General features: G+C 61.7%; 20 protein-coding genes. 7 read left to right on the top strand and 13 right to left on the bottom strand.

What is annotated here, in order from left to right; translation table 11 throughout:
• Positions 1–5: 5 nt before the first annotated feature.
• From FCL40_RS09815 to FCL40_RS09850, 8 genes are all read right to left on the bottom strand, one after another.
• Entirely contained in the window at positions 6–875 is an 870-nt protein-coding gene (locus tag FCL40_RS09815; RefSeq protein ID WP_136853120.1) for a type II secretion system F family protein, read from the bottom strand.
• A complete protein-coding gene (locus FCL40_RS09820; RefSeq protein WP_136853121.1) occupies positions 872–1,789 on the bottom strand; it encodes a type II secretion system F family protein in 918 nt (305 codons plus the stop codon). Before FCL40_RS09820 ends, FCL40_RS09815 begins: the two co-directional genes overlap by 4 nt.
• Positions 1,786–3,054: a CpaF family protein gene (locus FCL40_RS09825; protein ID WP_136853122.1), complete on the bottom strand. Its 1,269-nt coding sequence runs from the start codon at positions 3,052–3,054 to the stop codon at positions 1,786–1,788. Before FCL40_RS09825 ends, FCL40_RS09820 begins: the two co-directional genes overlap by 4 nt.
• Positions 3,051–4,256: an AAA family ATPase gene (locus FCL40_RS09830; protein ID WP_136853123.1), complete on the bottom strand. Its 1,206-nt coding sequence runs from the start codon at positions 4,254–4,256 to the stop codon at positions 3,051–3,053. The genes FCL40_RS09825 and FCL40_RS09830 overlap by 4 nt, the downstream gene beginning before the upstream one ends.
• On the bottom strand, positions 4,253–4,723 hold the full coding sequence (locus FCL40_RS09835) for a hypothetical protein (RefSeq protein WP_136853124.1): 471 nt from the start codon (positions 4,721–4,723) through the stop codon (positions 4,253–4,255). Before FCL40_RS09835 ends, FCL40_RS09830 begins: the two co-directional genes overlap by 4 nt.
• Positions 4,720–6,054, bottom strand: a complete 1,335-nt coding sequence (locus FCL40_RS09840) for a type II and III secretion system protein family protein (protein ID WP_136853271.1) — start codon at positions 6,052–6,054, stop codon at positions 4,720–4,722. Before FCL40_RS09840 ends, FCL40_RS09835 begins: the two co-directional genes overlap by 4 nt.
• Entirely contained in the window at positions 6,054–6,482 is a 429-nt protein-coding gene (locus FCL40_RS09845; protein WP_136853125.1) for a hypothetical protein, read from the bottom strand. Before FCL40_RS09845 ends, FCL40_RS09840 begins: the two co-directional genes overlap by 1 nt.
• Positions 6,483–7,021: 539 nt before the next feature.
• A complete protein-coding gene (locus tag FCL40_RS09850) occupies positions 7,022–7,234 on the bottom strand; it encodes a Flp family type IVb pilin (protein WP_136853126.1) in 213 nt (70 codons plus the stop codon).
• Between the two features lie 197 nt (positions 7,235–7,431).
• Between FCL40_RS09850 and FCL40_RS09855 the strand changes: the two genes are divergently transcribed.
• Both FCL40_RS09855 and FCL40_RS09860 read left to right on the top strand, forming a co-directional pair.
• Positions 7,432–7,848, top strand: coding sequence for an A24 family peptidase (locus tag FCL40_RS09855; RefSeq protein ID WP_136853127.1), 417 nt, complete (start codon positions 7,432–7,434; stop codon positions 7,846–7,848).
• Between the two features lie 163 nt (positions 7,849–8,011).
• Complete coding sequence (locus tag FCL40_RS09860; protein ID WP_169307069.1) at positions 8,012–8,842, top strand: LysR family transcriptional regulator; 831 nt, start codon at positions 8,012–8,014, stop codon at positions 8,840–8,842.
• Here FCL40_RS09860 and FCL40_RS09865 read toward each other — a convergent pair.
• The 3 genes from FCL40_RS09865 to FCL40_RS09875 form a co-directional block, all read right to left on the bottom strand.
• A complete protein-coding gene (locus FCL40_RS09865; protein WP_136853129.1) occupies positions 8,833–9,033 on the bottom strand; it encodes a hypothetical protein in 201 nt (66 codons plus the stop codon). The two genes, FCL40_RS09860 and FCL40_RS09865, sit on opposite strands and share 10 nt — an antisense overlap.
• Positions 9,034–9,206: 173 nt before the next feature.
• Positions 9,207–9,908, bottom strand: coding sequence for a DNA-3-methyladenine glycosylase I (locus FCL40_RS09870; protein WP_136853130.1), 702 nt, complete (start codon positions 9,906–9,908; stop codon positions 9,207–9,209).
• A 27-nt stretch (positions 9,909–9,935) separates the two neighbouring features.
• Entirely contained in the window at positions 9,936–13,361 is a 3,426-nt protein-coding gene (locus tag FCL40_RS09875) for a hybrid sensor histidine kinase/response regulator (RefSeq protein WP_136853131.1), read from the bottom strand.
• Between the two features lie 401 nt (positions 13,362–13,762).
• Here FCL40_RS09875 and acs point away from each other — a divergent pair, with 401 nt between their 5' ends.
• Positions 13,763–15,718, top strand: coding sequence for an acetate--CoA ligase (acs, locus tag FCL40_RS09880; RefSeq protein WP_136853132.1), 1,956 nt, complete (start codon positions 13,763–13,765; stop codon positions 15,716–15,718).
• 107 nt (positions 15,719–15,825) lie between these two features.
• On the opposite strand, the gene FCL40_RS09885 is transcribed toward acs, so the two are convergent.
• Together FCL40_RS09885 and FCL40_RS09890 are read right to left on the bottom strand one after the other, a co-directional pair.
• Positions 15,826–16,038: a hypothetical protein gene (locus tag FCL40_RS09885; protein WP_136853133.1), complete on the bottom strand. Its 213-nt coding sequence runs from the start codon at positions 16,036–16,038 to the stop codon at positions 15,826–15,828.
• 68 nt (positions 16,039–16,106) lie between these two features.
• Positions 16,107–18,014 carry a sensor domain-containing diguanylate cyclase gene (locus FCL40_RS09890; RefSeq protein WP_136853134.1) on the bottom strand — a complete coding sequence of 636 codons (1,908 nt, stop codon included), beginning with the start codon at positions 18,012–18,014 and terminating at the stop codon, positions 16,107–16,109.
• A 355-nt stretch (positions 18,015–18,369) separates the two neighbouring features.
• Between FCL40_RS09890 and FCL40_RS09895 the strand changes: the two genes are divergently transcribed.
• From FCL40_RS09895 to FCL40_RS09910, 4 genes are all read left to right on the top strand, one after another.
• The gene (locus tag FCL40_RS09895) at positions 18,370–20,085 is read left to right on the top strand and encodes a DEAD/DEAH box helicase (protein WP_136853135.1); all 1,716 of its coding nucleotides are present in this window, start codon (positions 18,370–18,372) and stop codon (positions 20,083–20,085) included.
• A 127-nt stretch (positions 20,086–20,212) separates the two neighbouring features.
• On the top strand, positions 20,213–20,476 hold the full coding sequence (locus FCL40_RS09900; RefSeq protein ID WP_136853136.1) for a GrxA family glutaredoxin: 264 nt from the start codon (positions 20,213–20,215) through the stop codon (positions 20,474–20,476).
• 149 nt (positions 20,477–20,625) lie between these two features.
• On the top strand, positions 20,626–20,997 hold the full coding sequence (locus FCL40_RS09905; RefSeq protein WP_136853137.1) for a Cif family virulence factor: 372 nt from the start codon (positions 20,626–20,628) through the stop codon (positions 20,995–20,997).
• A 79-nt stretch (positions 20,998–21,076) separates the two neighbouring features.
• Complete coding sequence (locus tag FCL40_RS09910) at positions 21,077–21,502, top strand: GNAT family N-acetyltransferase (RefSeq protein ID WP_136853138.1); 426 nt, start codon at positions 21,077–21,079, stop codon at positions 21,500–21,502.
• The last annotated feature ends 232 nt before the right edge of the window (positions 21,503–21,734 follow it).

The raw sequence follows: 21,734 nt of genomic DNA on the forward strand, positions 1-21,734 counted from the left end.
CCTCTCTAACTCAACATCCGCATGATTCCGGGGGCGGCGATCAGCACCACGATGGGCACCATGATGAAGAGGATCAGCGGGATGGACATCTTGGCCCCCAGCTTGCCGATCTTCTCCTCCAGGTTCATCATGTTGATCTCCCTGATGTCCGATGCCAGGCTCGACAGCACCGGTCCCACAGAGGAGCCATATTGCAGGCTCTGGACTATGGTCATTACAAAACTCTGCGACTCGCTGGTGGGCACCAGCTCATAGAACTCGTGGATCGCCTTCTCGATCCCCACCACCTTGGAGCGCTCGACAGTGACGCGCACCACCCGTGCCAGGTGGCGATCCACCATCACCAGCTCCCCGGCCAGGTGAGCCAGGGACGCCTCGACGGTCATGCCGGTGTGGACACAGACATTCATCAGGTCCAGCAGGAAGGGCAGACGACCGCTGATCTGGCGCACCAGCCGCTTGGCCCTCATCTCCAGGTAGATGTCCGGCACCACCAGGAACGCCACCGCGCTCAGGCTGACGGTGAGGATGAACTGGGTGGAATCCAGGTACCCGCGCAGCACCATGAAGATCCCCACCGCCAGCACCACCACGAAGGGGATGAACTTCAGGAAGTAGTAGCTCTGTGCCAGCCACGGCTGATAGATGCCGGCACTGGTGAGCTTCTTCTCCACCTCCTTCTGGTTGAAGCTGAAGGGGGAAACCACCTTGTCCAGCAGCTTGCCCCTCGGGCTCTCCCCCTGATTGCCGCCCAGCAGCTGATTCACGCTCCAGCGGGTGGCAAATCGGTCCCAGATGCGGGCCCCCACCCAGGCCAGCAGCAACGCCGACACCAGGGCAACGAGGTAGAAGATGTAGGGGGGGATATAGGTCATGAGTCCACCCCCCTCAGGATCCAGGCGATGCAGGCAAAACCGATGCATTCGCTGATCAGCACATAATAGAAGATCGGCTTGCCTCCCTCCTCGAACATCACGAAGTGGTAGTTCTCCGGACTGGTGTACTTGAGGATCAGCAGGAAGATGAAGGGCAGTGCCGCCACGATCTTGGCCGACGCCCGGGCTTCGGAGGTCAGTGCGCTCTTCTTCTTGTCCAGGGCGCGGGCGTCGAACATCAGCCGGTTGATGCGGTTGATCACCTCCTTCAGCTGCCCGCCACGGCTCAAGTTGAGGCGGATGGTGGAGACGAAGAAGAAGTACTCCACGTAGGGAAAGGTGGCGCCGCTGCGCTGCAGCACATCATCGGGGTCCTCACCAATGAGCAGACGCTCGGACATCAGCTTGAACTCGCGACCGACATCGTTCTCCAGCTGCTCCCCGACGTACTCGAAGGCGTGCACCACGCTCTGACCGGCGGACAGGGCCCCGGCGAGGATATTGAGGGCATCGGGGAAGTCGTCCTGGAAGCGCTGCTCCCGGGCACGTTTCAGATAAAGGACAAACAGCACGAAGGTGATGGGGTATCCCCAGCCCAACAGCATCGGCAGGCTCAGGTGCAGCAGCATCTCATTAAGGGCGTAGAGGCCGGTGGTGGCGACGCAGATGTAGATGGCCAGGGTCACCTGGGGTTTGGGGGCCATCAGCTTCAGCAGGCTGCGCCAGTGCCCCCGGAGCCGGGTCTTGAAGCTGGAGTCGAAGCGGCTGGCGTCGATCACCATCCGTGCCACCTCCTGGGCTTCCAGCTCACTCTCCATGCCAATCAGCTTATCCATCTTGCGCTGACGCTTTCGGTCCTGCCACCAGACGAACAGCAGGCCGAACAGCACCAGCAGGAAGGCCAGGCGGATCATGCGAAGATCTCCCTGAGCTCCTGCTCCAGACCGAAGAAGCGGGCACGCTCGTAGATCACCGACCGGGTCGACAGCCCCGGGGTGCGGAAGTCACCGCGGATGCGGTTGCCGGAGAAGCCGTCGATGCCGGTCTCGAAGCGGAAGATGTCCTCCAGCACCACGTTATCCCCCTCCAGTCCCACCACCTCGGAGATGTGCATCACCTTGCGGCTACCGTCGTGCAGCCGCTTCACCTGCACGATCAGGTCCACGGCGCTGACGATGGAGCGACGGATCGCCGCCAGGGGCAGGCTGGCAGTGGCCATCATCACCATGCTCTCCACCCGGGCGATGGCATCCCGCGGGCTGTTGGCGTGCAGGGTGGACATGGAGCCGTCGTGGCCGGTGTTCATCGCCTGCAGCATCTCAAACGCCTCCCCGCCGCGGCACTCGCCGACGATGATACGATCCGGACGCATCCGCAGGGCGTTGATCACCAGCTCGCGGGCGTCCACGGCGCCGGTGCCTTCGACGCTGGCCTGACGAGTCTCCAGGCGGACGATATGGGGCTGCTGCAGCTGCAGCTCCGCCGCGTCCTCGATGGTGACGATGCGCTCGGTCTCGCCGATGAAGGCGGACAGGGCGTTGAGCAGGGTGGTCTTTCCGGAGCCGGTGCCGCCGGAGATCAGCACGTTGCATTTGCAATGGGAGGCGATGGAGAGCAGCTTGGCCATCTCCATGGAGAGGGCGCCAAACTCCACCAGGTTCTCCATCCTGATCTTCTGCTGCTTGAACTTGCGGATGGAGATGGAGGTGCCGTCGATGGCCAGAGGCGGAATGACGATGTTGACCCGGCTGCCATCTTCGAGGCGGGCATCACACAGGGGCTTGGCCTCGTCGATGCGTCGCCCGACGTTGGAGGCAATCCGCTTGGCGATGGTGTTCAGCTGCTTCTCATTGACGAACTGGATGTCGGAGCGCTCCACCTTGCCGCCAATCTCGATGAAGATGTCGTTGGGTCCGTTGATCATGATGTCGGAGATGTCATCGTTGTCCAGCAGCGCCTGCAGTGGCCCCAATCCCTTGAGCTCAGCGTACAGGGCACGCACCAGTTCGATACGCTGGATGCTGGTCACCTGAATCTGGCGCTGATCCACCAGCAGGTCCACCGACAGGCGCAGCTGCTCCTGCAGCTCCTCTTTGCTGACGTCACCGACGCTGGCGGCATCGATGGCGTCGAAGATCTCATCCCTGAGATCGATGTAGATCTTCTTCAGTAGGCTCATCGCGACAACCACCTCAGTCGACCCCCGCCATAGATGCGCTTTCCGGCCAGCTCATCGACGATGGCGGCCAGGCTGCGCAGCAACCTCTTCGACTCCAGGAAGGACTGGCCCTTCTGAATCAGCCCCTTCTCCAGGCCCGCCTCATAGGGCAGTTGCAGGGCGGATTCCATCTTCAGCTTCTCCAGGGCATCCCCCATGGAAAGGGCGTAATCGCCGTTGGGCCTGGACTGGTTGAGGATCACCCGGTGCGGGATCTTGTCCAGCTTGCGTTTAAGCTGGTTGTAGGCGCGCAGGGAGCTGACCGAGGGGTCGAGCACCACGTAGATGCGGTGGTAGCGCTCGGCAAAGCCGGGGTCGTTGACCTCGTCGAACAGGGTCGAGGGGACCGAGTCGATGATGAAGTTGTAGTCCTGGGCCAGTTGCCGCGACAGCTCCAGCAGGTTGGGCGCGTGGAATCCGACGCAGTTGTTGACGCTCTCCAGCATCAGGGCGTCGGCCCGGCCATTGACCCGATTGAGATAGGTCCTGGCGATGGAGGCATCGATCTCCTTGTGGCTGAGATCCGAGCTGTTCTGGCGGATCTTCAGCCCCTCGATCCCCAGGTAGAGATCACTGCTGACCGCGCCGTTGTCGTGATCCACCAGCAGGGTCGGCAGGCCAGCCTTGGCGGAGAACAGGTGAGTCAGGGCGCTGCTGACACAGCTCACCCCGACCCCGCCCTTGCTGCCCAGCACCAGCAGGCGCTTGGCGGTGCGGGCGCGGTAACCGCCGATGGCGGGCCCGGGCCGGCGCAAGTCGCCGACATTGTGGATCAGGCCATTGACGTTGCCCTCCCACAGCAGGTAGCGGGCCCCCTGGGCCTCCACCCAGTTCTTCAGGCGGATGGAGTCGGACTTCCCCAGGATGATGACGCTGATCTGCACATCCAGCTGGGTGGTGTTGGCCTCCACCGTCTCCCTGAGCTGCTGCTCATCGGCGTGACGCAGGTCCAGGATCAGGATACGGGCGCCATACTCTCCCTCCGCCCAGGTGCGCACCCGCTCCAGCTTGGCCTCAGTCTTGGGAGTGCCGAAACCCTCGATGGCATAGCCTTCGGTAATGCGCTCGATCAGCTCGGGATCGGGGGAGACCAGCAGATCCGGGCACTGCTGCGCCTCACTCTTCTGGGTGGCGCCGCTCTTGAAGATGCTGCTCAGGTTCATCGGCCACCCCCAGGCAGGGGGTTGACCAGGCTGAGGCTGCGGTTGTACTCCAGGGTGCAGCCGAAGCGGTACTGCTCCCGCTTGGCCATGGAGAGACGGCCGCACTCCTCCCCCTGAATCAGCAGGTAGCGGGCATCCAGGGTCAGCCTGTCCTTGGCGTCACCGGGCAGGGCCACCAGGGCGACGCGCACCGGGGACACCCCGAAGCCGTAGGCCGACAACTTCAGGTTGTTGGCCAGGGACTCGGCGCCGGGGCCATACCCGATGCTCAGGCTCAGATGGTCGGAATGCTCGCTGAGCTGGCGGAGAAAGGCTTCGGAACGATGACCCGCATCGGGCAACCGGGCCGAGGCCAGCTCCAGGCGGCTCTCGATCTGGCGGACGGTGACCCGGGCCGGCTCGACCACATCGTAGGAGCTGGTGCACCCGGCAAGCAGCACCGTCATCAACAGAACCATACGCTTCATCGGAAACCTCCCTGGGTCAATACTTCTTGCAGTTCAGGTTGCTGGGGGTTGCCGAACTCCACCCCCAACAGGCGCTCCAGATCACTGGTACGCTGCATCACCGGCAGTCGTACCCGCTCCGGAGAGGTGGGTTGCACCAGGTTCACCGTGGCCACGATAATCAGTTCGGTCTTGGTGTAGTCGGACTCGGTATGACTGAACAGGCTTCCCAGCAACGGAATGTCGCCCAGCAGCGGGACCCGGGAGAGCAGCTCCCGCTCCTCGGAGGTGAGCAACCCGGCCAGGACGAAGCTCTGGCCATCCTTCAGCTGAACCGTCGTGTGGGCCCGGCGGGTACGCAGGGCCGGGATGTTGGCGATGGTGCTGTCGTAGGTGTTCTGGGGGTCGACTGAGCTCACCTCGGGCATCAGGGAGAGACGGATGTTGTCACTGTCCATCACCTTGGCAACCAGGTTGAGCTTGATGCCATACTCCTTGTAGGTCACCGACACGGTGTCGTCGGTGCGCACGGCGATGGGGATCTCGCCTCCCACCAGGAAGCTGGCGGTCTCACCGGAGATCACCGACAGGTTGGGCTCGGCCAGCACCTGCCCCAGGGTTTCATCCTTCTTGGCGGAGATCACCGAGATGATGTCTTCGGCGGAAAAGTCCAGCAGGTAGTCGACGAACTGGCCCGCCTCGGCGCCCTCGGAGCCATACTGAACCCCCAACTGACTCAGCAGGCCGCTGGAGACCTCGGCTACGGTCAGCTTGACGTTGATCTGCTCGGTGGTCAGCACCTTGAGGTTGTTGATCACCCCGCGATAGAGGCTGGTGCGGCCATATTCGAGGTTGGCCAGCTCGTAGCCATTGGTGTCGTTGAGCACGATCTCGTTGACCTGGACCTCCTTGGCCAGCATCTCGCCCACCAGCTCATACACCGACTGCTTGACCGCCTCACTGGAGACGGTGCCCTCGAGCACCACCTGCTGCAACACATTGCGGATGGTGATCTTCTCATCGGGATAGTGCGCGGCCACCAACTGCTCCAGCACCCTGGGGTTGAGGTTGACCACCAGGGTGTGGTTCGCCAGTTCGTTGCCGCTGTCGTCGTAGAGGATGACGGTGGAGAGCCCGGGAGACACGCCGAACACCACCACCTTGTGGTTGTCCACCACCTTGTAGTCCGCCACCTTGGCGTTGGAGATGAACACGGTGTCGATCGCCTTGCCGGATCTCAGGGTCTTGGCCCCCCCCTCATCCAGGTTGTAGGTGGCGGCAACGGCCGGGTTGATGGCCACCAGGGCCAGGGATGCCAGGCCCGCCAGGGCGCCAATCAGTGTGTTTGTCATCATTGAGACTCCCCGGCCCGCAGTTCACGCACCCCACTGAGGCGGTCGATGATGTCGCTGCTCTTTACCGACAGGGTGTTGCCGGTCAGGCGTGATGGCACCAGGGTGATGTCCCCCAGCTTGCGGGCCATCTCCAGCTGCAGCACCTGCTCCACCGTCAGGGCGATCAGCAGGCTGCTGCCGGCCTCCTCGGACTCCTGCTGGTTCGCCGGCGCGCTGAGCACCTGGATCACCTTGGCGTCCTCGACGATCACCCGGCTGGTGATGTCGGTGATCTCGGCGTAGCCCGCCTCCTTGATATTGTGGGTGGCGGCGGTGGTGGCGACGAAGCTGACCCGGTCCCCGACCGCGATGGGAATGGTATCGATGGCCTGGTTATCGTCGGGAGAATAAAAATAGGGGACATATTTGTCGCCAATCGACAGCATCAAGTACCCCTTGTCTCCGGGGTTTGACACCATGTCAGATAATAAAAAGCTTCCAGCCTTGAAGTCACCACTGAATACACTCCCCTTGGTGACTTTTAGATCCTTCGAGGGAGTAATATTTTGTTTAAGGACGGCTGACTCGTTAAGTGTCAAAAACTCCAGTGAGCTTTTATCCACCGACTCAGAACGGGAAACATCTCGAACCAAGCGTACCACCTCCACCTCTCTGACTTTATTCTCCACGGCCTGGACCTGCGGGGCCGGAGCGATGAGGAACTCTTCCAGCGAGAAGATGGAAAACAGTACGATGCCGAAGATAATGACGAAAATGAATAACCTACTCATAGCATCTACAAAAAAAGGAGGGCAAGCCTCCTTTTTGCTCTTATCCGATATTGAGTCTTATCGCCGGCAGACTAAATAGTTAAACTATCAATTTAGATTGCCGGCCTGTGGAAACACCAACAGTTCCTTGGCGACTGACAATTAATTGGCGAAGACAATCAACTCCACGACGAGCAATTAATTGGCGCCGGCGATTAATTGGCAGTGCTCGCGGATGTCATGTTGGTCTGAATGGAGCCTACGGCGTTGGTCAGGGCCGTCTTCAGCGAGCCGTCATTAAATACAACTAGGATAATTGCGGACATGGCAACGGCAATGATGGCATATTCTACTGCGGTTACACCACGCTCGTCTTTGATGTACTGACCGAAAGACAGGTAGAATTTGGACTTGATGTAATCAAACATTATTAGGTTCCCCCAGGATAAATTTTCTTTGGCTTTCTGGCCTTGGTTTCTTTGCCACACCAATACTAAGTTTGATCCAAATTCCGCCACCAGACTTTTCTGCTTATATTTTTATAAGAAAAAAACGATAAAGTCTGATACAGTCGATGGGACTCGGCTTTAACAGCCGGGCTAAATGGCTGACATAGGGGTGGAGAGTGCTGCTGATTATTCTTTCGCTAGTGAGTCTGGTTGCCATAAGAAGCGACATTACGCGGAGAAGAATTTCAAATAATACAGTTATTTCTACCGGCGTTATTACCGCTGCCATCGCTCTGACCGGGCCGCAACAACAGCTGCAGTTGCTGCTACCCACCATCATTATTGCTGTTGGCGTGGCATTAATGTGGCTAAATATTCTGGGCGCCGGCGACACCAAACTGCTGGCGGCCTATGGCCTGGGCATCAACCCCCAGCTGTTTCCCGGCGTGCTGATGGTGATCACCCTCATCGGCGGCGCCGTCGCCGTCGCCATGCTGATCGCCGACCGCGGTGCGGTCAGGCAGAGGGGGATTCCCTACGGACCCGCCATCGCCGTCGGCGGTTGCCTGGGGGTGGTGCTGAGCAACCTGTGATGACCCCTTACTAGGATCAAGGCGACCGGCAAGCGCAGAAGCTGAAATCAAAATTGACGCGGGCACGGTGGACGGGGGCTGAGCCGCGCAACCGGACTATAAAAAAATAGATATCAAAGACTTAAAACAAAAATGAGACAGAGACACAAATACTGGGGGAATGATGAATCGCTCTATCGACATCAAATATCTTAAGACCTTTGCCTGTGTTGCGGACAAGCGCAGCTACAGTGATGCCGCCACAACGCTGTTTCTGACTCAGCCTGCGGTATCTCAACATGTTCGCAAGGTGGAGGATCACTTTGGCAAGCGGCTGCTGGAGAAGAGCTCGGGACTGAAGCTGACCCGGGAGGGTCAGTTGGTGTTTCACTACAGTCAGCGGGCGATCCGGCTGCAAGACGAGATGATGAGCGAATTCGCCAAGCTGGATGAGCAGCAGTTCCTCAAGATCGCCATCAGCGACGGCATCCGCCCCGATCTGGTAACGGCCATCACCCGACTGCTGTCGCAGTCCGCCAGCCTCAACCTCTCCATCTCCCGCTTCTCCACCATGACCCCCGCCATCATCGACGACTCCGACCTGACCCTGGGGTTCGTCCGACCGGAGGAGAAGTCCATGGCCAGGGACATCCTGCTGGAGCAGCCGATGAGCCTGGTCCCCCCCGCCGGCGAGGCGGCCATCTCCAGGGTGGTGTTCAGCACCATGCTGGAACAGAGCCTGGCCAAGCGGATCCTCGATGAAAGCGGCCTGGCCAGTGACGACGAGTGTCAGTGGTTCCAGAGTGAGTCCGCCAGCCTGCTCGGCGAGGCGCCCTATGCTCCGGGCCAGGCGGCGGTGCTGCCGGTCTGGAGCCTGCCCCAGGGCACCGAGCAACGCCCCCTGGTGGCCTATCCCCTGGGCTTCTTCCTGCGCGCCTCCAACCAGTTCAGGAAGCATTTCGACATGTATGCCCTAACCGACCGAATTCGGGAACTGGCGACCCCTCAGGGATAGAGCCGACACCTCAGCACCCCGGTGTCGGCCATGGCGCGGCTGAACGGCCGCAGTGCCAGGGAGATGACGAAGATCGCCCCACTGAACAGCAGTGCGAGGGGATCCCCCATCACCGCCAGGGCATTGATGAGGACAAAGTTGCAAAGCATCGACAGCACCATGGCGATGAGGCAGATCGGCAGCAGTTGCACCGCAACTTATCGTCGCATCATCAGCGACAGGGCGCCAGCTAGGCCTGGTTACCGATCTGTGTCATCAGGTCATCCAGGGCACCACCGCCATCCCATATTAGTGCCAGGAACGCCACCAGCCAGAAATACCGCGAAGCTCTCTGTGCCATCGCACTCTCCCGTTGTTCCTGGGTTCAGTGATCCATCGGCACCCGCCCCAATCTGTTGTCTCCCACGGAACAGGAGAGCACCCGGGAGATGCTGGCCAGGGGCAGGCCGCTCTCCATCTGCCAGATGTTGAAACAGCGCTGAGCCTGCTCCAGGGAGCGTTTGCTGCCGGGGCTGCCCTCGATCAGCTTATGGGCTTGCAGGTAGGCGGTCACATCACCGGTCATCAGGAAGGTGTCCTTGCCCACCCTCCTCAGGAAGTAGGGGCCGGTATTGCCGCCCAGGCGGGCGCCCCGCCTCTTCAGCTCCCCCCACAGGCCGGTGATGTTGTCACCAGGCCAGCGCGCCAGCCAGTGACCGAAGCTGCCGTGATGCTGAGCCAGGTCCAGTATCATCTGGGCGTTCTCCAGCACCGCCTGCATCTTCTTACCATGGCGGATCAGGGCTGGGTTGTGCATCCTCTGGTCCAGCTGCTCGGGGGACATCATCACCAGCTTGTGGGGATCGAACCCCCAGAACGCCTCCTCGAACGCGGGCCATTTGTCGTCCACCACCCGCCAGACGAAGCCCGACTTGAAGATCTGGGCACTCAGGGCGGAGAGCAGCCGGTCGTCCCCCTCCAGCACCGCCTTGGGCGGCGGGGGCAGCAGCGCCTGCAGCGCCTGGTCGCCCCCCTTGCGCTGAGCGGCCCGTTGCCAGATCGCGGCAAACTTTTCCATCTTGCTCATTGAGTTAACACCTGTCCTCGGTAAGTTCTAATGATCGCCTGGGGTGGCCCTCTTGGCAATCAGCGACGAGACCATGGCCCGCAGGGCCGCCGGTTTCACCATCTTGGCCATGTAGCTGTATCCACGACGGCCGACCTCCTGCTTCAGCTCCTCTCGGGTGTCGGCGGTGATCAACACCCCGGGCACCTGTTCACCGTAGCGCCGGCGCACCTCATCCATGGCATCGAGGCCGTTGCGGTTGTCATCCAGGTGGTAGTCCGCCAGCATAATGTCCGGCTTGAACCCCTTGAGTCCCATCTCGATCAGCGCCTCCTCCAGGCTTTCCGCCAGGGCGACATCGCACTGCCAGCGCTGCAGCAGGGTCGCCAGCCCTGCCAGGATGGTGGCCTCGTTGTCGATGCACAGCACCTTCACCCCCTTCAACGGGCTTTGCGGCAGCGCCCTGGGTTTGGGCCTGGCCGCCACAGGGGCGGCGCAGATGGGCAGCGACACCGAGAACATGGAGCCCTCCCCCAGCGAGGACCTCAGGTGCAGCTGATGCCCCAGCACCTTGCTGATGCGGTCGACGATCGCCAGTCCCAGGCCGATCCCCCCGACCCTGGCATGGAGGTTGAGCTGCTTGAACTCGTAGAAGATCTCATCCAGCTTGTCCTCGGCGATGCCGCAGCCGTTATCCCAGACCTGGATCTCCAGCCGCTCTGCGCGGATGCGGGTCCCCATGACGATCCGTCCCCTGGGGGCATACTTGAGGGCATTGGTCAAAAAGTTCTGAACGATGCGGCGCATCAGGTTGGGATCGGTATTGATGGTGGCGGAGCGCAGGTGGGCGCTGAAACGCTGGCCATTGCTCTGAGCCAGGGCGGAGAACTCGGTTACCAGGGGCTCGAGAATGTCCATCACGTTGACGTCGGTGCGGTTCACCTCCATGGTGCCCGACTCCAGCTTGGAGATATCCAGCAGATCCGCCAACAGGTCGCCGGCGGTGTGCAGGGAGCCGGTGATGTTCTCCACCGTGGCCGCCAGCTCCTTGTCCAGCTTCTGGTGCTGCGCCAGGGCGGCGGTAAACAGCCGGGCGGCGTTGAGCGGCTGCATCAGGTCGTGGCCGATGGCGGCCAGGAAGCGGCTCTTGCTCTGGTTGGCTTCCGCCTCCGCCTCCTTGGCGTCCATCAGTTGCTGATTGAGCGCCTCCAGCTCGCGGGTGCGCGCCTCCACCCTGGCCTCCAGGGTGGCATTGATGTTCTGCAGCATCTCCTCCTGCTGGCGAAACTCGGTGATGTCGGTGAAGGTCATCACGAATCCCCCCCCGGGCATGGGGTTGCCACGAACGCTGATCACCCGGCCATCCTCGCGGCGCCGCTCGGAGCTGTGGGCACTGCCCTGGCGCATAAAGTAGACCCGCCTGGCGACATGCTCCTCGATCTCACCCGGGCCACAATAGCCGCGCTCGGCGTTGAAACGGATGATCTGCTCAACCGGCATCCCCTGTTGCAGGAAGTCGTCGGGGTAATGGTACAGCTCCTGATAGCGCTTGTTCCAGGCCACCAGCTTCAGCTCCTGATCCACCACGCTCATCCCCTCATAGGCGTGCTCGATCGCCCCGCGCAACATGTCCTGGGAGAGCAGGATCTTGGCGGAGGCCTCATCCATCAGGGAGAACACCTCATCCAGGGCCAGATCCCGGCCGCGCAGCACCGAGTCCATCACCAGGGCGGCGGAGGAAGCCCCCAGCACGCTGGAGAGCAGCCTTTCGGTGTGGGCGATCAGCTCCACCGGCGCGCTGCGTCCCCAGGAGCGGGAATCCACCGACCCCGGGCTGAACTCGGAGAAGCTCTGATAGGCCCGAGTCGGGCCGACGAAGCGGGACGCCAGCAACAGCAGGTCATGCTGGGTCACCACCCCCAGCAGCTTGCTGCTGACCCGGCGCTCATCCGGCAGTTGGACGAAGGCACTGGTCTGGATCCGTTCCGCCACCCCGGCCCGGAACACCAGGGAGCCGACGATGTAGAACAGGGCATTGGCCAGCAGGGCCAGGAACAGGTCCACCACCCCCTGGTTCACCCCAAACAGGCTGGACTGGTGCGCCAGCTCCGGCTGCAGCACCACGCTGAACCACAGGGTAAAGCCGACGGCGAGGCCGCTGAGCACCCCGGCGCGATTGCCCCCCTTCCAGTAGAGACCGCCGATCAGCCCCGGGGCCAGCTGGGCGAAGGCGCCGAATGCCAGCATTCCCAGCCGGGCCAGGGATTCCTGGGAGGTGATGGTCTGGTAGGCCACCAGCCCCGCCAGCACCAGCAGGATGATGGTGATGCGCCGGGTGTTCAGCAGCAAGGTGGAAAACTGGGAGAAGTTCTGGCTGCGGATCCGGCCGGAACGCAGCAGCAGCGGCACCAGCCACTCGTTGGACACCATGATGGAGATGGTGACCACCGCCACGATCACCATGCCGGTGGCGGCAGAGATGGTGCCCAGCAGGGCGACGACCGCGGTCCAGAAGTGGCCGGTGGCCAGAGGCAGGCTGATCACCATGGTGTCCGGTGACGCCGTTTGCGGCAGCAACAGGGTCCCCGCCAGCGCCAGCGGAACCACGAAGATGCCGAAAGCCACCAGGTAGAGGGGGAACAACCAACGGGTCCTCTCCACCGCACTGGGATGGTCACACTCCACCACCATCACATGGAACATCCGCGGCAGACAGAGAAACGCTGCCATCGACAGCAGGGTCTCCGGCATCAGCCGCTCCAGCTGCACCCCGTGACTGTTGCCGCTGATCACCCCCTGCCCCCTGGCCTGGGCGATGAGATCGCCGAAGCCGTCGAACAGGCCGAACACCACCAGCAGGCCAACCCCGACAAAGGCCGCCAGCTTGACCAGGGACTCAAAGGCGATGGCCAGCATCAGGCCGGGATTGTGCTCGGTGGCGTCCAGCTTGCGGGTGCCGAACAGGATGGCGAATACCGCCAGGCAGGCGGAGATCAGCAGCGCCAGGATGTCGCCCTCCAGCCCGTTGCTCCTGGGCTGAAACAGGCTGAAGCTGAGCACCATCGCCTTGAGTTGCAGGGCGATGTAGGGCATCGATCCGAACACGGCGATCAGGGTAACCAAAGCCGCCAACAGCTGAGACTTGCCGTAGCGGGCGGCGATGAAGTCGGCCACCGAGGTGATGTTCTGCTGCTTGGAGACGGTCACCAGCTTGCGAATAACCCCGAAACCCACGGTAAACAGCAGGATAGGACCGATGTAGATGGGCACAAACCCCCAGGGATCCGTGGTGGCCTGGCCGACGGTGCCGAGGAAACTCCAGCTGGAGCAGTAGACCGCCAGGGAGAGGCCATACACCCACAGCTTGACCCGTCCAGGGATCTGGCGGATATAGCGATCGCCTCCCCAGGCGATGAGAAACAGCAGGCTCAGGTAGCAGAGGGCGGCAACCCCGATTAGCAGCGTGGATGACATAGGCGTAACTGTTTAGTAATTATGCCCTTATGATGCCAGCAACCTGCCCGGATCCGCAATTTCCGCCGGGAACACGCCGGCCGCCAGACACCGGCAGAGGTGCCCTTGCCAGCGCCAGCCCGGGCGCCAAAGTGGTCGGGCCTGATCGACGAGCCGCGCCCGGTGTCGGTCGGAGGTCGCAGCCTTTCGGGCCAGCCTCAACTTAACTATATGTTTTTAAAAACTAACTTAATCCCCAGCACGGAGGCGCCGTGCCGCGCCAGTCGCCGACTCGCCGCGGAACACCCGCGCCGCTGCTATGGTTAAAAGCACGCTAGACCAATGTCTAATGGTTGCCCCCGTGGGGAGTTGCAAGACTCTAGCGGGTAGACATCATTTTGAATAAAGAGAAGGATTCCTCGATGAGCACGCAGTCTCTCTATCCGGTGAATGCCGAACTCGCCGCCTCGGCGAAGATCAATGACGAACAGTATCGTCGCATGTACCAGGAGTCCGTGGTGAACCCCGAGGGGTTCTGGCGTGAACACGGTCGGCGCATTACCTGGTTCAAGGATTACACCAAGATCCGCAAGGTTTCCTTCGATGACCACAACCTCTATATCAAGTGGTTCTACGACGGCACCCTCAACGCCTCGTATAACTGCCTGGACCGTCACCTGGAGACCCGGGGCGACCAACCCGCCATCATCTGGGAGGGGGACGACGACAAGGATCAGCTCACCCTCAGCTATCGCCAACTGCACGAGAAGGTGTGTGCCTTCGCCAACGCCCTGAAGGGCCAGGGGGTGCAGTGCGGCGACGTGGTGACCATCTACATGCCCATGGTGCCGGAAGCGGCGGTGGCCATGCTGGCCTGCGCCCGTATCGGCGCCATCCACTCGGTGATCTTCGGCGGTTTCTCCCCGGACTCCATCGCCAGCCGCATCGTCGACGGCAAGTCCAAGGTGGTGATCACCGCCGACCAGGGGGTACGCGGCGGACGCATCATCCCGCTGAAGGGCAATGTCGACGCCGCCCTGGAACACCCGGATGTGACCACAGTCGAGCGGGTGATCGTGCTGCAGCGCACCGGCGGCGATATCCAGTGGCAGGATCAGCGCGACATCTGGTGGCACGACCTGATGGCGGTCAGCTCCCCCTACTGCGAGGCGGTGGAGATGAACGCCGAGGACCCCCTGTTCATCCTCTACACCTCGGGCTCGACCGGGACTCCCAAGGGGGTGCTGCACACCACCGGCGGCTACATGGTGTACGCCTCCATGACCCACGAGTATGTGTTTGACTATCGCGACGGCGAGATCTACTGGTGCACCGCCGACGTGGGCTGGATCACCGGCCACTCCTACATGGTGTATGGCCCACTGGCCAACGGCGCCACCCTGCTGATGCACGAAGGGGTGCCCAACTGGCCCTCGCCCAGGCGAATGGCCGAGATCATCGACCGCCACCAGGTCAACATTCTCTACACCGCCCCCACCCTGATCCGGGCACTGATGGCCGAGGGCGAGGATCACTTCAACGATTTCGACGGCAGCAGCCTGCGCATCCTCGGCTCGGTGGGCGAACCGATCAACCCGGAAGCCTGGCGCTGGTATTACGACGTCATCGGCAAGGAGCGCAGCCCCATCGTGGACACCTGGTGGCAGACCGAAACCGGCGGCATCCTGATCTCGCCGCTGCCCGGCGTTACCGATCTCAAACCCGGCAGCGCCACCCGCCCCTTCTTCGGGGTGCAACCTGCTCTGGTGGACAACATGGGCAACCTGATCGAGGGGGCCGGCGAGGGCAATCTGGTGCTGCTGGACTCCTGGCCCGGCCAGATGCGCAGCGTCTACGGCGACCATGACCGCTTCGTACTGACCTACTTCAAGACCTTCCGTGGCATGTATTTCACCGGTGACGGTGCCCGCCGGGACGAAGATGGCTACTACTGGATCACCGGCCGGGTGGATGACGTGATTAATGTGTCCGGTCACCGATTGGGAACCGCGGAGATTGAGAGCGCCCTGGTGGCCCACCCCGAGGTGGCGGAAGCGGCGGTGGTCGGCTACCCCCACGACATCAAGGGTCAGGGGATCTACGCCTACGTCACCCTCACCAAGGGCACCGAGGAGACCGAGGCCCTGCGCCAGGCCCTGCGCCAGTGGGTACGCTCCGAGATTGGTGCCCTGGCCACGCCGGACCTGATCCAGTGGGCGCCCGGCCTGCCCAAGACCCGCTCCGGCAAGATCATGCGTCGCTTCCTGCGCAAGATCGCCGCCAACGAGGTCGGCGCCCTGGGTGATGCCTCCACCCTGGCGGATCCGGCGGTGATCGACAACCTGATCGAGACCCGTCTCAATCGCAACGAGGGCTAGCCCGAGCCCGATACTGCATCATCAGAGCCCCGCCTGGCGGGGCTTATTTCTGGTCGATGATCCGGTGAGTCGGGCTAATGAGACGCCGGTGACGACTTAGCAGCCGCTCAAGCTTGATTCGGCTGGGGATAGATGCGGCATTTTCGACAGGGAGCGGGCTTGTACCCCAGAGTGTACTGACAACGGGGACAGGGACGGTCTCGACGGCTGGTCCTGTCAGGCACCACCTCGACCGGGGTGGCCAGGCGGCGCGCCCGCAACTTGAGATACAGGGTCAGGGCAACCGCCAGGATGGCGATGCCGATAATCAGGTTGCTCACGTCCACCTCCGAAACAGATCCGCCTCACCTTAGCGATTTCCCATTCGAATGTCTGTGAAGTAGAACACTTATCCCGGTGCAGAAGGTGATCTCAGCAGTGGCCCCTGGGAACGTGACACCCGGTTTCGCCCCTCATGCTTGGAGCGGTACAGGGCCGCATCCACCCGGCGGAACAGCTGGTTGAGCTTCTCGTCCGGCTTGGCCTGGGCCACTCCGATGCTGACGGTGACGGTGCGGCCTACGGGCTGAGGCAATGACGCCACCCGGCCCCTGAGCTTCTCCGCCAACTGGGCCGCCCCCAGCTCCTCGGTCTCAAGACAGATCACCAGGAACTCCTCGCCGCCCCAGCGCCCCAGGTGATCCACTTTACGCAGATTCTCCTTCAGGCACTGGGCCACCTGCACCAGCACCGCGTCTCCCGCCTGGTGACCTTCGGTGTCATTGATCGACTTGAACCTGTCCAGGTCCAGCAGGATCACCGAGAAGGGCTGGCGGTAGCGCAGGAAACTCTCCATCGCCTCCTCCAGCCGTTGATCCAACCGCCGGCGGTTGAACACCCCGGTCAGATCGTCGGTCACCGACATCTTCTCCAGCGCCTTGCGATCGGTGACGTCCGCCGACACCTCGGTATAGCCGAGCACCTGCCCCTCCCGGTCCAGTTTCGGGGTGATCACCGTGTTGACCCAATAGGTCTCCCCCTGGCGGCTAAGCTGCTTCAGTTCCCCGCGCCAGCTTCTCCCCTCCGCCATGGCGGCCCGAATCTGCTCGACCACCTCAGCGGAGGCGTCGGGATGGCGCAACCGCTTATGGGTCTGGCCCAGCAGTTCCCAGGGCTTGTAACCAGAGATCCGACACAGGGCGCCGCTGACATGGGTGATCCTGCCCTGGGCATCGGTGCTGCTGGAGATCACATGGGTGTCCAGGGTGTCTGTACTGCTGCGCAGCTTGGTCAGGGTGTCCTGCAGCCTCTGCTGCAGGGCTGCCGGGATCACCGCCGCCAACCAGGCCAGGGGGAAGGAGATGAGGATGACGCTGGCGGCGATCATCAGCGCCGCCAGGGTATTGGCGTGCATCAGTCTCTGCAGCGCCTCCTCCCTGGGCACCATCAGCACCTGCAGCGACTCGCCATTTTTCAGCAGGGGCTCCAGGTCAAAACGGTAGAAGCTCTCCTCTGCGTCGGCCACCCGTTCCTTGAACGAGGGGTCGTGATCCAGATAGCGGCTCCAGCGCAGCTGGGGATCGGGGCTGATCAACACCTCCCCATCGCCATCCACCAGGAAGGCATCAAAATCCGGCGCCCGGCTGAGGGCCTCGAGCATGGTGTCGGCCTCGGTATTAAGAATGACGATACCGGCAAAGAAGTTATCCAGATAGACCGGGGTGGCGACGCGGAAGGTGGGCCGGATCGGCAGCTCCAGTTGGCCCCGTTCACGGTTAAGATCCAGGCGGGAGTGCCAGAACTGGCCCGCCGCCAATCCGCGGGACTCCTGAAAATAGTACCTGTGCCCCTTATCCTGCAGCAGGGAATCGCCCACCACCACAGGTTCTGCGGCGCCCCTTGCCCGGTCCACTCGCACCCGTTCCATGCCACTGCGATCGAGGTAGCGCACCTGCATCAGCTCCTCATGGGAGCGGGCGACCAGGGTGAACAGGTGTTGCAGCGCCTCGAGTCGTTCCGCCGTGGGCGCCAGCAGATACTCGGTCATCAGGGGATTCTCTGCCAGGGCGGTCACCAGGCCGTCGAGGTCGTGCAGGCGCCGGTCCAACTCTCCCAGCTTCAGCTCTCTGAGCTGGGCGAAGCGCTGGTCGATGGAGGCTTCGATGCTGCTGGACTGCATCCGGTAATGGATGAAGGAGGAGAGCAGTGCCACGGCGGCGCCAAACAGGATGAAGCAGCCGGACACCAGCAGGTAGCTGCGTCGTTTCGTCAGTATCTCCTCACCCAACCAGCGGTTCAGCCATTGAAACCTGTGCACAACTGCCCTCTCTCCGCTATCACGCCTGTTAGCCCATGCTAACGAAATTTTGTGATCCACCAAGCAAAAAGTCCACCGACATCCACCGCAACTGCCTCATTTATAATGATGGAAATCAATAAATGGAAATTTTATTACATTCACCGTTTAGATTTTGCCCAGCCCGATCGCAAATTGTTCCGTCGGCAGCCGGGAACGACCAGAACAGTGGGTTTATGACGGCCGAACCAGGCTCGCTAATGGCGCGATCTTATGCCCGTTAATCTCCAGGCCTCCCCAGGGCGACAGCAACGGCCTTGAGCCCCGCCGCCTCCCGGGCTAGGATGCCTCTATCCTAGAATTACCCATCCAGTTCATGCAGCTTCGCCCCTACCAGACCGATGCGGTCAGAGCCGTCATCCAGCACTTTCGTCACCACCGGACCCCAGCCCTGTTGGTCCTGCCCACCGGCGCCGGCAAGAGCGTCATCATTGCCGAACTGGCCAGGTTGGCCAGAGGCAGGGTGCTGGTGCTGACCCATGTCCAGGAGTTGGTGGAGCAGAATCACGCCAAGCTGCTGGCCATGGGGCAGGCGGCGGACATCTACTCCGCCGGCCTGGGCCGGAAGCAGGCGGGCGGCAAGGTGGTGTTCGCCTCCATCCAATCCCTGGCCGCCTCCGAGGAGGCGATGTCGCAACCCTTCTCCATGGTGATCATCGACGAGTGTCACCGGGTCAACCTCCAGGGAGACAGTCAGTACAACAGGGTGATTCAGGCGCTTGAGCGAACGAACCCAAGAATGCGGCTGCTGGGCTTGACTGCCACCCCCTACCGGCTGGATCAGGGCTGGGTCTACCGGAAGCACATCAACGGCACCCTGCGCAGCCCCGAGCCCAAGCCCTTCGAAACCTGTATCTTCGAACTGCCCATCGGCCAGTTGATCAAACAGGGCTACCTTACTCCGGCCAGGATCATCGATGGCGCCATCGCCTCTCTGCTGCTGCCCGTTAACGATGGGGACGCGGACACCATGCTGATCAGCCAGGGGCGGGCCACCACCCTGATCTGCGACCACCTGACCTCCCTGGGCGCCAGCCACCAAGGGGTGCTGGTGTTTGCCGCCACGGTGCGTCATGGCCAGGAAGTGGTGTCGAAGCTGCCGCCAGGGGAGACCGCCCTGATCACCGGCGACACCCCGGCCGCCGACAGGGAAGGGATCATCCGCGACTTCAAGGCGCGTAGACTCAAGTTTCTGGTCAACGTCTCGGTGCTCACCACCGGCTTTGACGCTCCCCACATCGACCTGATCGCCATCCTGCGGCGTACCGACTCGGTGGCCCTGTTTCAACAGATGGTGGGGCGGGGGTTACGTCTGTCCGAGGGGAAAAAAGAGTGTCTGGTGCTGGACTTTGCCGGCAACGGCTACTCCCTGTTCTCCCCGGAGGTGGGGGAGCCCAAACCCAAGTCCGACTCGCAGGTGGTCACCGTGTCCTGCCCCAAGTGCGGCCATGCCAACCACTTCTGGGGCAAATGCGATGACAATGGCCTGCTGCTTGAGCACTTCGGCCGCCGCTGCCAGGGGCTGGACCCGCAGCAGCAGCAGTGCGACTTCCGCTTCCGCTTCAAGGAGTGTCCCGATTGCCTGGCAGAGAACGACATCGCCGCCCGCCACTGCCACGCCTGCGACAAGGCGCTGGTGGATCCGGACACCCGCCTCAAGGAGGTCCTCAAACTCAAGGACTACCTGGTGCTGCGCTGTGCCGGGCTGTCGCTGACCCGCCACTCCCTGAAATCGGGCCAGCCTGGGGTGAAGGTGACCTGGCACGATGAGGACGGTGCGGAGCTGTCGCAGATCTTCGGCTTTGCCACCCCTGGCCAGAGAGGCGCCTTCTACCACCATTTTGCCCGGATGCACCTCAGGTCTCCCGGGATTCCCCTGAGATTGGCAGACGCCGACGCGGTGGTGGACGCCGCCCGCCTGTTCCGCCACCCGGATTTCGTCATCGCCCGCCGGGAAAAGTATGGCTGGAAGGTGATCGAGACCCTGTTTGACTATCGGGGCCGCTACAGAAAAGCCGATAGTGCCGATTAACCCCACCGATTAACAAAACATAAACACCTGTAACATAAAGAGTTTTTTCCAATGACAGGATCTCACCCCATTTAGGCGTTTGGCCGGTCTGTGGTATAACTACGTCATCGTTTCATAGGAGAGTCCCATGTTTGTAGTTATCTTTGGCCGACCCGGCTGCCCCTACTGCGTTCGCGCCAAGCAGATCGCCGAGACCCTGACCGAATCCCGTGAGGACTTCAAGTTCCGCTACGTGGACATGCATGCCGAAGGGATCAGCAAGGCCGACCTGGAGAAGACCGTCGGCGCCCCGGTCGCCACCGTTCCCCAGATCTTCGTCGATCAGCAGCATGTCGGCGGCTGCACCGAGTTTGAGGCCTTTGCCAAGGAGAACCTGGGCCTGTACGCCTGAGCCTCAGGAGCACTCCCCAGCCCCGTGACTGCCGCAGAGCACCGGTACGGGCGCCAGGGTAATTGCCAAGGGCCGCAGGCTGTGGCCCTGCACCCTGCCCTTTCCGATGTTATGCTTGTAACACTACGCCTGCGTATCCGGAGGCAAGCATGCATCATCACACCCTGATCAACGCCCTCAAGGCCAGCCAGAACTGGATCAATCAGTTCAATCACGGCAACCTCGACTATTGTGTCGCCAGCTATACCGACGATGCCCTGTTGGAGGTCTCGCCCCTGGGCCAGTATGACCAGCGCGGTCAGATCCACGATTTTTGGCAGGGCATGCTGCAATCCGGCGCCAGTGACCTCTGCTATCAGCACACCCGAGCCGAGCAGATCAGCGAGGATGAGGTCCACCTCAACGGACAGTGGCAGATGAATATCGGCCGCGGCCGGATCCTTCAGGAGCAGTGGTGCCGCCAGGGAGACGGCCATTGGAAGCTGAAGGCGATGAAACTCGAGATTACCGAGCAATTCTAGGGTTGGAGCTCGGCAGAAGTTGAAACTGCTCGTCCCCATGAGTACCTTATTGGCCTCACCTTCCCAAGAGATCAACAACATGGACAGTTTGCATCTGACCCCGGTCTCCCCTCCCGATGAGAGCGAGATCCAGGCCCTGAAGCAGGGACTGATTGGATTCAACGACGCGGTTGCAGGCTCCATGCAACACGAAACCGTTGCCTGTTTTCTGAAGAATGACCAGGATGAGATCGTCGGCGGCATTGCCGGTGAGGTCAAACTCGGCTGGCTGCACGTGGACGGCATCTGGGTCGATGAGGATCAGCGACGCTGCGGCGCCGGGACCCGCCTGCTGAATCAGCTGGAGGGCTACGCCCACACCAAGGGGGCCCATGGCATCTTTATCAAGACCACCAACTACCTGGCCCTGGAGTTTTACCAGCAGCACAGCTACGAGGTGTTCGCCAAGCTGGAGGACATGCCGCCGGGCTACGTCAGTTTCTTCCTGAAAAAGGAGCTCAACTGACCCCCCTGACACAGCTGGGAAGCGAAGACAAGCCTCTGTATTCAACGGTCCCATGACATGAGATAATGCCGGCACAGGCCGGGACAGCCTGAACTAAGTCAATAATTTTAATGATATTATTTTCATGGCCGTCATCGGTCACTGGGGTAAGTGAAGTGGCAGTACTGAATCCCAACTGGCTGGATACGAGTTCCTTTCCTGATTTGGCCAGGCAATGGCGCCCCTCCCTGGT

The sequence above is a fragment of the Ferrimonas sediminicola genome (assembly GCF_005116715.1).
GTDB lineage: Bacteria > Pseudomonadota > Gammaproteobacteria > Enterobacterales > Shewanellaceae > Ferrimonas > Ferrimonas sediminicola.